Genomic DNA, 12,800 nt, shown 5'->3' with positions numbered 1-12,800 from the left:
TAACGAGGAGAGATAGTTATGATAACTGCTGTTGTTTGCAGTGACGATAGAATGCGTTACGTATGTAAAAGTCTGCATATGGAAATGGAAATCATCGCAATTGATGAGGATAGTGACTTTTTAACATTGCCCCGTCTGGATGCGATTATTTTACCAGTAAAAGGAATTGATGATGAAGGATATATGAAGCTGTATGATTCTTTGGTTCATGTACCTTCCATGTTTTGGCAGATTCAAAAAGATATGATTATATTTTCAGGAATGGAAACTTCTTATATCTCAGCACTACCTATGAAAAAATACTATTATATGAAGGATACGACTGTGATTGATGAAAACGCCATATTGACGGCAGAGGGTATCCTGCATCTTTTGATTACATCGCTTGCGAAAAGTTTATATGATATCCAGATTGATATCATCGGTTATGGACATTGCGGGAAAGCGATTTATCGTATGTTAAAAAGTCTGGATGTAAAGGTGCGTGTGATTCGCAGGGATTGTATAGAAGATGATACATTTATGACCACAAAGCATTGGAAACAATGTGGAGATGTCATTATCAACACATCCATTGAGAAACTTATGGATGCAGACTTGATGCGTTCATGGAAAAATGCACCTTTGATCATTGATATCGCTACACCAGATGTTGTGGATAAGCAATGTGCAAAGGAACTAGGTATTCCATATCAAAAAGAAGGAAATCTGCCAGGAAGGTTCTGTGCAGAAAGTGCTGGGAAAATCATTGCCGATTATGTCAGGGGGAAATTGATAAAATGAAAAATCAGCATATTTTATTTGGAATTTGCGGCTCATTCTGTAATCATGCCGCAGTTTTAAAAGAATTCGAAAAATTATGCGAAGAAAACGATGTACAGGCAGTTGTCAGTGAGAATGTATTTACCTGTAATACCCGTTTCTTTCAACATGAAGATTTTATTTCACGTCTGGAAAAGGCAAGTCATAAGCCAGTCATTCATACAATAGTAGAGGCGGAAAAGGTTGGACCATCCAATGCTTATGATATCATGATCATTGCGCCAATGAGTGCGACAGTTGCCGCAAAGATGGTGCTTGGAATATATGATCATCCGGTAACACTTGCGGCAAAGGCAATGCTTAGAAATAATCGCAATATTGTATTTGGCATAGCCAGCAACGATGGCTTAAGCATCAGCGCAAAAAATATCTTTACACTGATCAATTTGAAACATTTCTTTGTGATTCCATTTGCTCAGGATGCACCATTTGAAAAAGAAAGAAGTATCGTCAGTAAGTGGAATCTGTTAGAAAAAACTGCTGACATGGCTTTAGAAGACCGCCAGATCCAACCAATACTTTACGGGGGTGATTAGATGCAGAAAGTAATGGTCGCTTTGATTACACCATTTACGAAAGAAAATGAAGTGGATTATGATGCATTGACAAAAATCGTCAAACGATTGATGAGAGAAGGATGTGATGGTTTTATTGTCTGTGGAACAACAGCCGAAACACCAACTTTAAGAGAGGCAGAACGCTATGCAGTCTTACAGCATGTTTTATCGATTGTACAGGGGAATTGTGAAGTGTGGTTTGGCTGTGGCAGAAACTGTACACGTGATACAATTCGTTTGATTCGCAAAGCACAAAAGTATGCGATTGACGGTGTTCTTGTGGTAACACCTTACTACAACAAGCCTTCCCAGCGAGGACTATATGAACATTATCATGCAATTGCTTCTGCGATTGATTCCAATATCATGTTGTATAATGTTCCAGGCCGCTGTGGTGTAGAGTTACAATATGATACGATTCGTAAGCTTGTCTATGAACATAAAAATATCGTAGGACTGAAACAGGCAAGTCATGACTTAGATACGGTCGTGAAATTAAAAAAAGAATTCCCATTATTCAGAATCTACAGCGGAGAGGATGGCTATTTTGATGAAGGCTTTGATATTGGCATGGATGGATTAATATCCGTTATGGGACATTTCAATATGGAGAAGCTGCAGCGTTTTATTAAGGAAGGCAGAAAAGACAATCGATTATGCAAAGAGTTATACAAAGAAGCTTCTTTGACCTTTTGTGACGCATCCCCAGCACCGGTGAAATATTTATTATCACGTAAAAAAGAATGTGAAAATATATTGCGTTTACCCATGTGTGCAATCAATCGGGAAAAAGAACTATTGTTATCTTCTTATTTCGACAACGAAGAAGAATAAAACATGATATCCTGTTGCTGGTGATCATATGAAACAGGTAAAGGTGTTTGATGAGGAGCATGAAGATGATTTAAGTGATAGTATCAATGCATTTTTGATGGAACAGGAAGACATTCAGCTTATTGATATCCGCTTCTCTGTGGCGGTCTGTGATTGCGATGATGGACAAATTTATTGTTTTAGCGCTTTACTGCTATATGAGGCATAATCCCATGAATCGCTCACATACTAAGCTTGTTGGAGGTGTGATCAGATGCAGAAAAAAACAGAAATCTTATGCAACGTACATTCCTGTGTTTATCAGAAGGATAACCATTGTGAAGCTGAAACTATCAGCGTTTGCTGTGACAATTGTGTAGAACCAAATCACTGTCATGAAACTGAATGTAACTCATTTCGTTGTAAATGCGGTAAATAAGCGGCCAATTGGCCGTTTTATTTTTGTCACATATTCCAGTTTCATTGTTTAATTTTTAGATATTTGATATAATGTAAGGCAGAGGTGATGTTATGCGTAAAGTTTTTCCATTGATCCTGTGTATGCTGCTGCTTTTAAGTGGCTGTAATAAACGCAGTAAACAGGAAGAAGAAAGTATGAAAAACTATGAAACATTTATCAATGCCGTAATCAATAACAAAGGAATTGAAACCAAAAGTATTCCTTTTGACTATAGATTGGTTCAGCAAAAGCTGGATGATGGTTCTTATGAATATGAAGTACAGATTGACAATCCCCGTGTTGCCATGTATGATATTCAGGCGATTGCGGTCAATCAGGCAAATGATTCTAATACAAATGTTTATCCCTGTATCGGAATTCTGGGAAAAGATATTTCAGAAAGCTTTAATTTGATTCCATATCAGTCTAATCCAAATCTAGATTATTGGAAGGGAATTGGCTTAAATGGAATTTCTAAAGATAAACAATTTACACTAAATGTAATGGTATCATGGAAAGATAGTACCAGAGCAAATAAATACAGTGTATTCTTCAATTGCAGTTATGCTGAAAAAAGCGAAAATGAAGGATAAGTAGAAAGGTTTTGAAGACATGAATAAACAAAAAAATTCCAATAAGAAGCAATCCATGATTGCTGGGGCACTGATATCATCTGCCGGTATCTTTGTTGCAAAATTCATTGGTTTATTTTACGCCGTACCCTTTAATACATTGCTTGGAAATGAAGCCAATGTGGCAATGTATGGGGTTGCCTACAATATTTACAGTTACCTGCTGAATATATTTACAGCGGGTTTTCCCTTTGCAGTGGCAACATTAATTGCAAAGTATACAAGTAAGGGAGATTATCGTACATCTTTATTGGTAAGAAAATTAGCAACCCTTGTCATGATCTGCTTTGGCGCATTTGCCATGCTGTTAGTCATTGTATTTTCTTCACCACTTGCCAAGCTAGTGTTACCGGCATCAGATATCGGTGTATCACAGGCATCGGGAATATTAGAACCTGCGGTTCAAATCGTATCTACATCGGCAGACTTATCCACGATGCGTCTGGTATTGATTTTGATCAGCTTTGCGTTATTCTTTGTGCCAGTATTAAGTGCTACTCGTGGTTTTTATCAGGGCTTAAAAGAAATGGAAGTATATGCATTATCCCAAGTGCTTGAACAGATTGCACGTGTCGCATTCCTTTTGATTTTAAGTGCTGTTGCGATTTATATGTTTAACTATGGACATGTATGGAGTGTCTATTTTGGTGTGTTATCCACCAGCGTTGCCGCAATCCTTGCCTTTATGCATTTAAAACTGTATGATCGAAAAATCATGCCACAGATGCGTAAAAAAGCGAAGGCCCAGGAGGATCAGGGTGTTACGGATAAAAAAGCAATCATGCAGGAATTAATCATGATCGCTATGCCATATCTTTTCTCCGCAGTTCTTGGATATAGTGATACCATTGTGAATACAGTTTTTCTAAAAAGCGGACTAGAAGCACATGGCAATACCAGTGAAGAAATCGTTTTAATCACAGGCTGTATCAATTACGGAGTCTTAAAACTGATGTCCATTCCAATGATACTGGCACCAGGATTTTCTAGTGCCATCATTCCACATATCACATCAGCACTTGCCCGTCAGGATTATAAACAGATTCGTAAAAATATTCGTGATTGTTTTGATATCGTTTTATATATTGGGGTACCAATCAGTTTTTGTTTATTCCTGTACGCAAAACCATTATATGATATCTTGTTTCCACCTGCCAATCCGGCAGATTTAGATACGTGTGCACAGATACTGAAGTGGTTCTCTATTGAAGCATTGATCTCCACAATCAACCCGGTTGTGACTGCATTGATGATGGCGGTTGGTCAGCGTCGTTTATGTATTCGTTTCCAGGTGGTTATGGTTGCGGTAAAATTTGCCTTGTCTTATCCGATGTTAAAGGTCTTTGGATACTCTGGTCTTGTATTATCTACTATGGTTGCCATGGGTGGTTATATGATTGCGGGAATGTATTCACTGGCTAGTCAGTATCATGTGAATTGGAAATATACGTTCCATAAGCTGTTGATCATCATTTTAGGTTGTGCGGGCATGTTCTTGATGGCATGGTTGTGTGAATTAATTGGATTAAAAGGCTATGGCAGGGGAAGATTAATGGGTGTTGTGCAAATGGGTATATCCGGTATTTTCGCAATGGCTGTTTATCTGGCACTTACAGGTATTTTCCAATTGCCACAAACATTGTTTCATTTTAATATATCCAAGCTAATTTCAAGAAGAAGAGGTTAATATGCGATTAGATAAATTCCTATCCCACGCTGGCGCCGGGACTCGTAAAGAAGTAAAACAAATGATACGCAAAGGCTTTGTCACAATTAATGGAGAAGTCTGTAAGAAAGATGATTGTCATATCGATGAGCTTCAGGATGTGATCTGTTTAGATGGGGAAGAAGTTTCCTATCAAAAATATTATTATATCATGTTAAATAAACCACAGGATGTTGTATCCAGTACCAAAGATGGCATGCATGAAACAGTATTAGATATCATTGATATCCATTTGCCAAAAGATATGTTTCCGGTAGGACGATTAGATATTGACACCACAGGATTGCTGTTGATCTGCAATGATGGTGCACTCTCTCATGAATTGTTATCTCCTAAAAAACATGTGGAGAAAGAATATGAAGTGATCATCGATCACCCTTTATCTGCACAGGATATTGAAACGTTAGAAAATGGCACGATTCTTTTAGATGATGAACCAATCAAAAAAGCACATGTACAGGTTATAGAGCAATGCAAGATTCATCTGATTATTTCTGAAGGGAAATATCATCAGGTAAAACGCATGCTGCATGCGGTGAATAATGAGGTATTACAGTTAAAACGTGTGCGTATGGGCAGCCTTGTGTTAGATGAAGCATTACAAGAGGGAGAATGGCGTTTTTTAAGTGATGAAGAAATCGCTGAATTATATGCATGATCACCTGCATTGTCGCCATGGATGAACAAGCCCATATCGGCTTTCAAGGACATATGCCATGGCATATACCTGAAGAATTATATCTGTTTCAACAATTAACACTTCATCATACAATATTGATGGGTAGAAAAACATGGGAATCCATAGGACGTCCTCTGCCTGAAAGAAAAATGCTTATTGCCTCTAGAACAAAACATGAGTATCCTTATGAACAGGTTCAAATTGTGAAAGATGTTACCGCTATTCTTCAGTACTATCAACACAGTAAAGAAGAATTGATGGTATGTGGAGGAAGAGAAATCTATCAGCTTTCCTTGCCATATGCGCATCGTATCTATATATCCATCATCAAAGGCATTTATCCATCAGATACAAGCTTTCCTTCTTATGATGAATCAGACTTTATCTGTATGGAGCGTATCGAATATGCATCATTTACATGGTATTATTTTCAAAGAAAGAAGGATGTTTCATGCGATTTGTAGATATCATTGAAAAAAAGAAAGAAAATCATCCTTTATCAAAAGGAGAGATTCATGAATTTATCACGTCCTATGTGCAGGATAAAATACCAGATTACCAGGTATCTGCATTATTGATGGCAATCTGTTTTAATGGCATGAACGAACAGGAAACAGCATGGCTGACAGAAGAAATGCTGTATAGCGGGGAAGTCATGGATCTATCAGATATTGCCGGCATCAAATGTGATAAACATTCTACCGGCGGGGTCGGGGACAAGACGAGTTTAGCCCTTGCGCCAATGGTGGCGGCTTGTGGTGTTAAGATTGCGAAAATGAGTGGCAGAGGTCTTGGACACACAGGTGGAACACTTGATAAAGTAGAAAGTATCAAAGGCTTTCAAATCAATATGGATATGGAAAGCTTTAAACATCAAATCGATTCCATTGGATTGGCAATTGTTGGTCAAAGCGGGAATCTTGTGCCGGCTGATAAAAAGTTATATGCATTACGTGATGTGACTGCGACAGTGAATTCGATTCCCTTAATTGCCTCTAGCATCATGTCAAAAAAATTAGCATGTGGTGCGGATACGATTTTACTGGATGTTAAATTTGGGGAAGGAGCTTTTATGCAGACAAAGGAGGATGCTGAAAAGCTTGCGAAAACCATGATTTCCATTGGAAAACATTTTCATAAAGATGTACGGGCAATGATTTCCAATATGAATGAGCCCTTAGGCAATGCAATCGGTAATGCATTAGAAGTGAAAGAAGCCATTGCGACTTTAAAAGGAGAAGGCCCAAAGGATTTTTATGAGCTTTGTTTAAAGGCAGGAAGCATCATGCTGATGCAGGCAAAAAAAGTAGAAAATGAAACTGAAGCCAGAACAATGCTTGAAACAGCTGTTCATAATGGCTCTGCTTTACAAAAACTAATAGATATGGTAGAAGCACAGCATGGAGATATTCAGATGATCAAACATCCTGAAACCTTGCCACAGGCAAAAGAAGTATTAGAAATCAAAAGCAGGGAAGAAGGCTATGTAGAAGCCGTTCATGCATTATCACTAGGTACCCTTGCCATGCAGCTTGGCGCAGGTCGTCAGGTAAAAGAAGATATCATTGATCCATCCGTTGGCATCGTACTTCAGAAAAAAGATGGCGATTATGTAAAAAAAGGCGATATTCTCGCCTATGTACACATCAATCACACATTGCCTCCTCATTGGCTTGATGATTTTTATGCTTCCTATCACTTTACAAAAACACCAGTAGAAAAACATGATTTGATTTATAAGGTAATAAAAGAATGAAAAAAGCATTCTTCATTTCCAGCATATGCTTTATCATCAGCATTAGCTTGTCTATTATGCATGTGATGAAGCCTGTGTTACTGATCATCAAATATTTGACACTTGTCTTTGCCTTTGCATATCTTGGATATGCCTGTTTTCAAACACGCATCAAAAAAGAAACAACGATCCTATACTGGCTGGGGGTAATCATTCTTTTAGAATATACTATCCTGACGATGGATACGTTTCTATTTCACGCAATTAAATTTGTGCCCGGGATCATTCGTTATCCACTGTACTCATTATATGGCTTGCCATATATCGTATTTATGCTGCCTGGGTTTCTATTATGTTTTCAAAAAAAGGCTGGTTAATCCAGCCTTTCGTCGTTATTAATGATAAGCGCCATAAAGACAAGCGGTGTATCTTTAGGATTTTCAATGCCATGACCAAAACCATCTGCTGTAAAAGTCACATCTCCTGGTTTTAATATACGTTTTTTATCATGATCCTGATAAATTGCTTCTCCCTCCAGGATATAATAGCTTTCACCATCTCCATGATGTTCATGGTAGCCTAATGAACTATGAGGATCAATGGTAACTTTGGCATACATCTTTACATGAGGCCCTAATTCTTCAGGAACCAGTAAACGTTCAATATGCATCCATCCTTTACCACCGCACCGTTCAAAATAATCTTCTACTTTTTGTTTCATCTATGCTTCCTCCTTCATAATTTTATAAGACTCACGATAGCGCTCATAAGCCAGCTTTTCACTATCCTGCGCTAGACTTTTCAAATTGCTGGCAACCTTTTCTGGGGTTTCTTTCATATCTGTCTTTACCCAGTTGCCAATGACACCGGCAATGCCAAAACTGAAAAACTCACTATAGAAATTCTTGTCATTTTCAGATATCTGATGATGCAGGTCAAGTGCATCTATGGCAAGAAAAAATATTGATTTTGTCATGGAAAAGATGAATTCCTTAAATACTGTATCATCACAACTGATCGTATTCTGATAAAACGTCTTATCCTGTTTGATATGCGTTAATAAGGCAGCCATATAGCGATGCCAGTTTTCAAAACTGATATGATGATCAAATATCTGTTGTGCATCATGGCGATAAATCCACTCCAACAATTCATATTTATCACGGAAATGATAATAGAAAGTCTGTCGGTTAAATCCACTTGTTTTAGTGATATCAGCGATTGTGATTTTCGCAAAGCTTTTTTTATTTGTTAAAAGTTTTAACGTTTCAGCTAATATTTCCTTTGTTTGTATCGTATCTGACATAAGAAAACACCTCCTGATGTTTGCCTACATTATACACGAATTTGTTTTTATAAGAAAGCCTGTGCATATTTTTTTTGATCATAGACATACTAAGACGGGATGTGATGATCATAGAAAAACATATGAAATGGAAATTATACGCATTAAACTTTTTTGTTTTTGCGGCAATATCCATGGTAAATACACAAATGATACCATATTTAACGAAGTTAGGCTACAGCGTGGTAGAACGTGGCTGGATTTTAGCAGGAAATGCAATTGTATCCATCATTGGACAGTTCTTGTTTGGTTATCTCTGCGATCGTTTTCAAAAAATTCGCCGTTTTTTCTTATTGGCGTATGTCATTTTGATCGCCGCAAGTTTTGCGATGTTTTTATATCAACAGCGCGTATTTTATTACCATATCTTTACAGTATCTTTTATGGGTGGTATGGTGAAAGTCATTATGGGATTAGATGAAACATGGATGTTGGAATTGGACAGTGAACATTATGGTGTGCTACGTTGTTTCGGGGCATTGGGACTAACCATTGGTTCTCCCATCGCAGGCTATCTAGTATCCCATTTTTCATATATATCGTTATTGATTAGTTTTTCTATCATATCTATTGTTTTATTATATTTGATAAAAACAAGCAGTGATGCAAAGAAAAACGGCAGAGCTATGCGTATGGAAGATATCAAAGGATTTTTTAAGAATAAACGCTATCTTCTGCTGGTATGTATATATCTATTTATTTATATGATTGGAACAGCAGATCAATATGTTGTTATTGATAAGATGCTGGATATTCACGCAAACAGTACCCAGATAGGAATCAAATGGGCATTACAGTCTTTTATGGAAGCGCCTTTGTTTTTGATATCCGCAAAAATACTAAAGAGATTTAAACCTTTTACATTATTGTGGTTTGGCACAGTCATGTATGCAGTGAAATTTTTCCTGTATGGCTTTTTTCATTCGCCATGGCTGATCATAGGGACTGCAGGTCTTCAGATTGTGACATTACCAATTATCATGTTGACAAGCAAACTGTTGATTAAAGAAGTAAGCGGGGAAAAGGTGGCAAGCAGTGCCCAGATGTTTGCAATGGCTGTTTTTATTGGCTTTAGCGGCTTGATTACACCATTGATTACCAGTTTTCTGGCAAGCAGCATTGGCTATGATATGACTTTATATTTAGTGGCAATATTCTCCATTGTACCTTTATTGTTAATTTTCTATTATAAAAAGATTGATCAAAAAATATCGTAAAGTATTCATAAAATATTGCTTTTCCTTTTGAAAGTGCTATAATATTCAGTAAGAAGTGTAATCGCTTACAATGGAGGAGAAATAATATGATAAACGACGAAAATGCAGTCTATTTTTTAATGGCTGCAATCTTGCTTGCGTGTCTAGCGCTGGTGTATGCTTTTTTTCTTTTTCAAAATATCAAAAGAGAAAAAATTCACATGCGTATGTTAGACAAGCTTTCAGGATTTATTCATGAGGGAGCAATGGCATTTTTAGGCAGAGAATACCGTGTCATCATTATCTTTGTGATCGTGATTGCAGTATTGCTGGCATCCCTTGGCTTTATACCGGCTTTACAAAATGTAGATGGTGTGGGAATGGGAGCAGCGTTCTGTTTTATTATTGGAACATTATGCAGTGGAGTTGCTGGTTTCTGTGGTATGCAGGCCGCAACCAAAGCAAATGCCAGAGTATCTCAGGCAGCACATGATAAAGGCATGCCAAAAGCTTTACGTATTGCATTTAGTGGAGGAAGCGTACTTGGTTTATGTGTTGTAGGGTTTGGCTTATTGGGATTAACGGTTCTATTTTTAGGATTTTATCTGTTTTCCCATAATTATGCATTATCTGCACATGTGGTATCAGGATACAGCTTAGGCTGCTCCATGATTGCTTTGTTTGCCAGAGTTGGCGGTGGTATTTATACCAAAGCGGCAGATGTTGGCGCCGATCTGGTTGGTAAAGTCGAAAGCGGCATCCCTGAAGATGATCCAAGAAATCCTGCAGTTATCGCAGATAATGTAGGAGATAATGTAGGAGATATCGCAGGTATGGGAAGTGATTTGTGTGAATCCTATGTTGGCGCAATCGTATCCGCAATTTCCCTTGGTATCGTACTTACTGTATCAGGTAAATCGGTAGGCATCGCTGGAAGTGTATTTCCAATTATGGTTTGTGCATTAGGAATCATCGCATCCATTGCGGCACAGGTATTTGTGCGTATGAAAGAATGGCAGAATCCACAAAAGGCATTAAGTATTGCCACATATGTCGCAACACTTGTCGTACTAGTTGGCTCTTTGTTATTATCACAAATGGTATTTAAAAGTGCTTATCCATTCTATTCCATTTTAAGTGGCTTGGTAGTAGGGGTCATCATTGGTAAAATCGCAGAATATTATACAAGTGATGAATATAAACATGTACAGGAAATCGCATCACAAAGTCTGACTGGACATGCGACAAATATTATTCCGGATTTAGTATCGGGATGCAGTCCACAGCTTTAACGATTCTGCTGTTAGCGGCAGGTATCGCTGCCAGCTATATGTTCTTTGGCATGTATGGTATTGCTTTAGGTGCAGTTGGCATGTTGTCCACAACAGGAATCACAGTATCCGTAGATGCATATGGACCTATCGCTGATAATGCAGGTGGTATTGCGGAAATGGCAGATATGGAGCCAGCAGTTAGAGAAATTACCGATCGATTGGATTCCGTAGGAAATACAACAGCTGCTGTTGGAAAAGGTTTCTGTATTGGTTCAGCAGCATTTACTGCATTGGCGATGATTGTTGCCTATGCACAGGTTGCGCAGCTTGAAGTCATATCTCTGTTAGAACCAGGAGTGATTGTCGCATTGTTAATTGGTGCAATGCTGCCATTCTTCTTTACCTCCTTAACCATCAAATCAGTTGGAAAAGCTGCAAATCAGATGATTGATGAAGTAAGAAGACAGTTTAAAGCAGATCCTGGCATCATGAAAGGAACCAGCAAACCAGATTATGCAAAATGCGTAGATATCTCCACACAGGCAGCCTTGAAAGAAATGATCCTGCCTGGATGTATTGCTGTAATATCACCAATTCTTTGTGGAATCTTATTAGGTACGAAGGGATTAGGTGGTCTACTTGTAGGGGCATTGATGTCTGCCATTATGTTAGCTGTATTTATGGCCAATGCTGGTGGTGCTTGGGATAATGCAAAGAAGTATATCGAAAGTGGACACCATGGTGGAAAAGGCAGTGAAGCACATAAAGCTGCAGTTACCGGAGATACTGTAGGGGATCCATTCAAAGATACAGCGGGTCCGACAATGGATATCCTGATCAAATTGATGTCTGTCATTTCTTTGATTTTAGCTCCAGTCTTAATGGAAATGGAACCACTATTAAGTTTCCTATTTAAATAACCTTGCAAAATCATACAAATTTCCTTATAATGTTTCTGTAAGAAAGACGTATGATGAACAATATACTCATACATGAAGCTCTTGATACTTACCAAGAGCTTTTTTAAAAGGAGGAGCTACATATGCTGTTTACACTTGTCAAGCAGGATGATACATATCAGGTACAGGAAAACGGACATTTGATTTATACCATTGTACAGGAAAAGGAAGGTAACTTGATCAATATCTTATTAAAAAATCCATATGAAGATGTAGTACTAAGTTTTTATCAAATCAAAAAATGGTATCATATTTTGCCAGTATTGAAATCACATGAATTCACAATGTATGAACAGGAAGAAAAAATTGGGGAACTGCGTAAAAGTAAAAACGGATTCGATATGATTTATCATGATGTAACGTATCATATTTATGGAGGCAGACATGCCGCAAAACGCAGTGTTATCATCTTTGATCGTCAGATGCAGGTCGCAGAATTTACGATTGAGGAGAATAGCTGTACCGTGAATTTCTCAAATGGTGTTTTTGGCAGTATTTATGCATTATGTATGTATCTGTTTATGGAGATCATGAAAGAAAACGAATTTGAAGAAGAAGCATACCTTGATCATTATCAGGGCATGTATATGAGGAGTATCTAA

At 37.8% G+C, this 12,800-nt stretch carries 15 protein-coding genes and 1 pseudogene; 14 read left to right on the top strand and 2 right to left on the bottom strand.

The window, feature by feature from the left end; genetic code table 11:
* Nucleotides 1–18: 18 nt before the first annotated feature.
* The 11 genes from DW114_RS10460 to DW114_RS10410 all read left to right on the top strand — a co-directional run bounded on the left by DW114_RS10460 (nucleotide 19) and on the right by DW114_RS10410 (nucleotide 7,801).
* Nucleotides 19–783, top strand: coding sequence for a hypothetical protein (locus DW114_RS10460; protein WP_117453698.1), 765 nt, complete (start codon nucleotides 19–21; stop codon nucleotides 781–783).
* Nucleotides 780–1,358, top strand: a complete 579-nt coding sequence (locus tag DW114_RS10455) for a dipicolinate synthase subunit B (protein ID WP_117453697.1) — start codon at nucleotides 780–782, stop codon at nucleotides 1,356–1,358. Before DW114_RS10460 ends, DW114_RS10455 begins: the two co-directional genes overlap by 4 nt.
* Nucleotides 1,359–2,213 carry a 4-hydroxy-tetrahydrodipicolinate synthase gene (gene dapA, locus DW114_RS10450; protein ID WP_117453696.1) on the top strand — a complete coding sequence of 285 codons (855 nt, stop codon included), beginning with the start codon at nucleotides 1,359–1,361 and terminating at the stop codon, nucleotides 2,211–2,213.
* A gap of 28 nt (nucleotides 2,214–2,241) precedes the next feature.
* Nucleotides 2,242–2,421 carry a sporulation protein Cse60 gene (locus DW114_RS10445; RefSeq protein ID WP_117453695.1) on the top strand — a complete coding sequence of 60 codons (180 nt, stop codon included), beginning with the start codon at nucleotides 2,242–2,244 and terminating at the stop codon, nucleotides 2,419–2,421.
* Nucleotides 2,422–2,466: 45 nt separating this feature from the next.
* Nucleotides 2,467–2,631 carry a DUF1540 domain-containing protein gene (locus DW114_RS10440; protein WP_117453694.1) on the top strand — a complete coding sequence of 55 codons (165 nt, stop codon included), beginning with the start codon at nucleotides 2,467–2,469 and terminating at the stop codon, nucleotides 2,629–2,631.
* Between the two features lie 92 nt (nucleotides 2,632–2,723).
* Complete coding sequence (locus tag DW114_RS10435; RefSeq protein WP_117453693.1) at nucleotides 2,724–3,245, top strand: hypothetical protein; 522 nt, start codon at nucleotides 2,724–2,726, stop codon at nucleotides 3,243–3,245.
* A gap of 19 nt (nucleotides 3,246–3,264) precedes the next feature.
* A complete protein-coding gene (locus DW114_RS10430) occupies nucleotides 3,265–4,971 on the top strand; it encodes an oligosaccharide flippase family protein (RefSeq protein WP_117453692.1) in 1,707 nt (568 codons plus the stop codon).
* 1 nt (nucleotide 4,972) lies between these two features.
* Nucleotides 4,973–5,668 (top strand): pseudouridine synthase, encoded by a 696-nt coding sequence (locus tag DW114_RS10425; RefSeq protein ID WP_117453691.1) that lies wholly within the window; start codon nucleotides 4,973–4,975, stop codon nucleotides 5,666–5,668.
* On the top strand, nucleotides 5,665–6,153 hold the full coding sequence (locus tag DW114_RS10420) for a dihydrofolate reductase (protein ID WP_117453690.1): 489 nt from the start codon (nucleotides 5,665–5,667) through the stop codon (nucleotides 6,151–6,153). Before DW114_RS10425 ends, DW114_RS10420 begins: the two co-directional genes overlap by 4 nt.
* Complete coding sequence (locus DW114_RS10415; protein WP_117453689.1) at nucleotides 6,141–7,445, top strand: pyrimidine-nucleoside phosphorylase; 1,305 nt, start codon at nucleotides 6,141–6,143, stop codon at nucleotides 7,443–7,445. Before DW114_RS10420 ends, DW114_RS10415 begins: the two co-directional genes overlap by 13 nt.
* Nucleotides 7,442–7,801, top strand: a complete 360-nt coding sequence (locus DW114_RS10410) for a hypothetical protein (RefSeq protein ID WP_117453688.1) — start codon at nucleotides 7,442–7,444, stop codon at nucleotides 7,799–7,801. Before DW114_RS10415 ends, DW114_RS10410 begins: the two co-directional genes overlap by 4 nt.
* Here the strand turns inward: DW114_RS10410 and DW114_RS10405 are convergent.
* Nucleotides 7,798–8,145, bottom strand: coding sequence for a cupin domain-containing protein (locus tag DW114_RS10405; RefSeq protein ID WP_117453687.1), 348 nt, complete (start codon nucleotides 8,143–8,145; stop codon nucleotides 7,798–7,800). The two genes, DW114_RS10410 and DW114_RS10405, sit on opposite strands and share 4 nt — an antisense overlap.
* Nucleotides 8,146–8,730 (bottom strand): TetR/AcrR family transcriptional regulator C-terminal domain-containing protein, encoded by a 585-nt coding sequence (locus DW114_RS10400; protein ID WP_117453686.1) that lies wholly within the window; start codon nucleotides 8,728–8,730, stop codon nucleotides 8,146–8,148.
* 104 nt (nucleotides 8,731–8,834) lie between these two features.
* Between DW114_RS10400 and DW114_RS10395 the strand changes: the two genes are divergently transcribed.
* The 3 genes and pseudogenes from DW114_RS10395 to DW114_RS10385 all read left to right on the top strand — a co-directional run bounded on the left by DW114_RS10395 (nucleotide 8,835) and on the right by DW114_RS10385 (nucleotide 12,800).
* Nucleotides 8,835–9,986: an MFS transporter gene (locus DW114_RS10395; protein ID WP_233511362.1), complete on the top strand. Its 1,152-nt coding sequence runs from the start codon at nucleotides 8,835–8,837 to the stop codon at nucleotides 9,984–9,986.
* 86 nt (nucleotides 9,987–10,072) lie between these two features.
* Nucleotides 10,073–12,159, top strand: a pseudogene (locus tag DW114_RS22180) (sodium-translocating pyrophosphatase).
* A gap of 122 nt (nucleotides 12,160–12,281) precedes the next feature.
* On the top strand, nucleotides 12,282–12,800 hold the full coding sequence (locus DW114_RS10385; RefSeq protein ID WP_117453685.1) for a hypothetical protein: 519 nt from the start codon (nucleotides 12,282–12,284) through the stop codon (nucleotides 12,798–12,800).

The sequence above is a fragment of the Absiella sp. AM09-50 genome, from assembly GCF_003433845.1.
GTDB classification, from domain to species: domain Bacteria; phylum Bacillota_I; class Bacilli_A; order Erysipelotrichales; family Erysipelotrichaceae; genus Hoskinsella; species Hoskinsella hominis.
This window is presented reverse-complemented; position numbering and strand designations above follow the sequence as displayed.

Bases quoted from the DNA above. Each gene is read 5' to 3' on its own strand.
- DW114_RS10460 (WP_117453698.1), top strand. From the start codon at position 19: ATGATAACTGCTGTTGTTTGCAGTGACGATAGAATGCGTTACGTATGT.
- DW114_RS10455 (WP_117453697.1), top strand. From the start codon at position 780: ATGAAAAATCAGCATATTTTATTTGGAATTTGCGGCTCATTCTGTAAT.
- dapA (WP_117453696.1), top strand. From the start codon at position 1,359: ATGCAGAAAGTAATGGTCGCTTTGATTACACCATTTACGAAAGAAAAT.
- DW114_RS10445 (WP_117453695.1), top strand. From the start codon at position 2,242: ATGAAACAGGTAAAGGTGTTTGATGAGGAGCATGAAGATGATTTAAGT.
- DW114_RS10440 (WP_117453694.1), top strand. From the start codon at position 2,467: ATGCAGAAAAAAACAGAAATCTTATGCAACGTACATTCCTGTGTTTAT.
- DW114_RS10435 (WP_117453693.1), top strand. From the start codon at position 2,724: ATGCGTAAAGTTTTTCCATTGATCCTGTGTATGCTGCTGCTTTTAAGT.
- DW114_RS10430 (WP_117453692.1), top strand. From the start codon at position 3,265: ATGAATAAACAAAAAAATTCCAATAAGAAGCAATCCATGATTGCTGGG.
- DW114_RS10425 (WP_117453691.1), top strand. From the start codon at position 4,973: ATGCGATTAGATAAATTCCTATCCCACGCTGGCGCCGGGACTCGTAAA.
- DW114_RS10420 (WP_117453690.1), top strand. From the start codon at position 5,665: ATGATCACCTGCATTGTCGCCATGGATGAACAAGCCCATATCGGCTTT.
- DW114_RS10415 (WP_117453689.1), top strand. From the start codon at position 6,141: ATGCGATTTGTAGATATCATTGAAAAAAAGAAAGAAAATCATCCTTTA.
- DW114_RS10410 (WP_117453688.1), top strand. From the start codon at position 7,442: ATGAAAAAAGCATTCTTCATTTCCAGCATATGCTTTATCATCAGCATT.
- DW114_RS10405 (WP_117453687.1), bottom strand. From the start codon at position 8,145: ATGAAACAAAAAGTAGAAGATTATTTTGAACGGTGCGGTGGTAAAGGA.
- DW114_RS10400 (WP_117453686.1), bottom strand. From the start codon at position 8,730: ATGTCAGATACGATACAAACAAAGGAAATATTAGCTGAAACGTTAAAA.
- DW114_RS10395 (WP_233511362.1), top strand. From the start codon at position 8,835: ATGATCATAGAAAAACATATGAAATGGAAATTATACGCATTAAACTTT.
- DW114_RS10385 (WP_117453685.1), top strand. From the start codon at position 12,282: ATGCTGTTTACACTTGTCAAGCAGGATGATACATATCAGGTACAGGAA.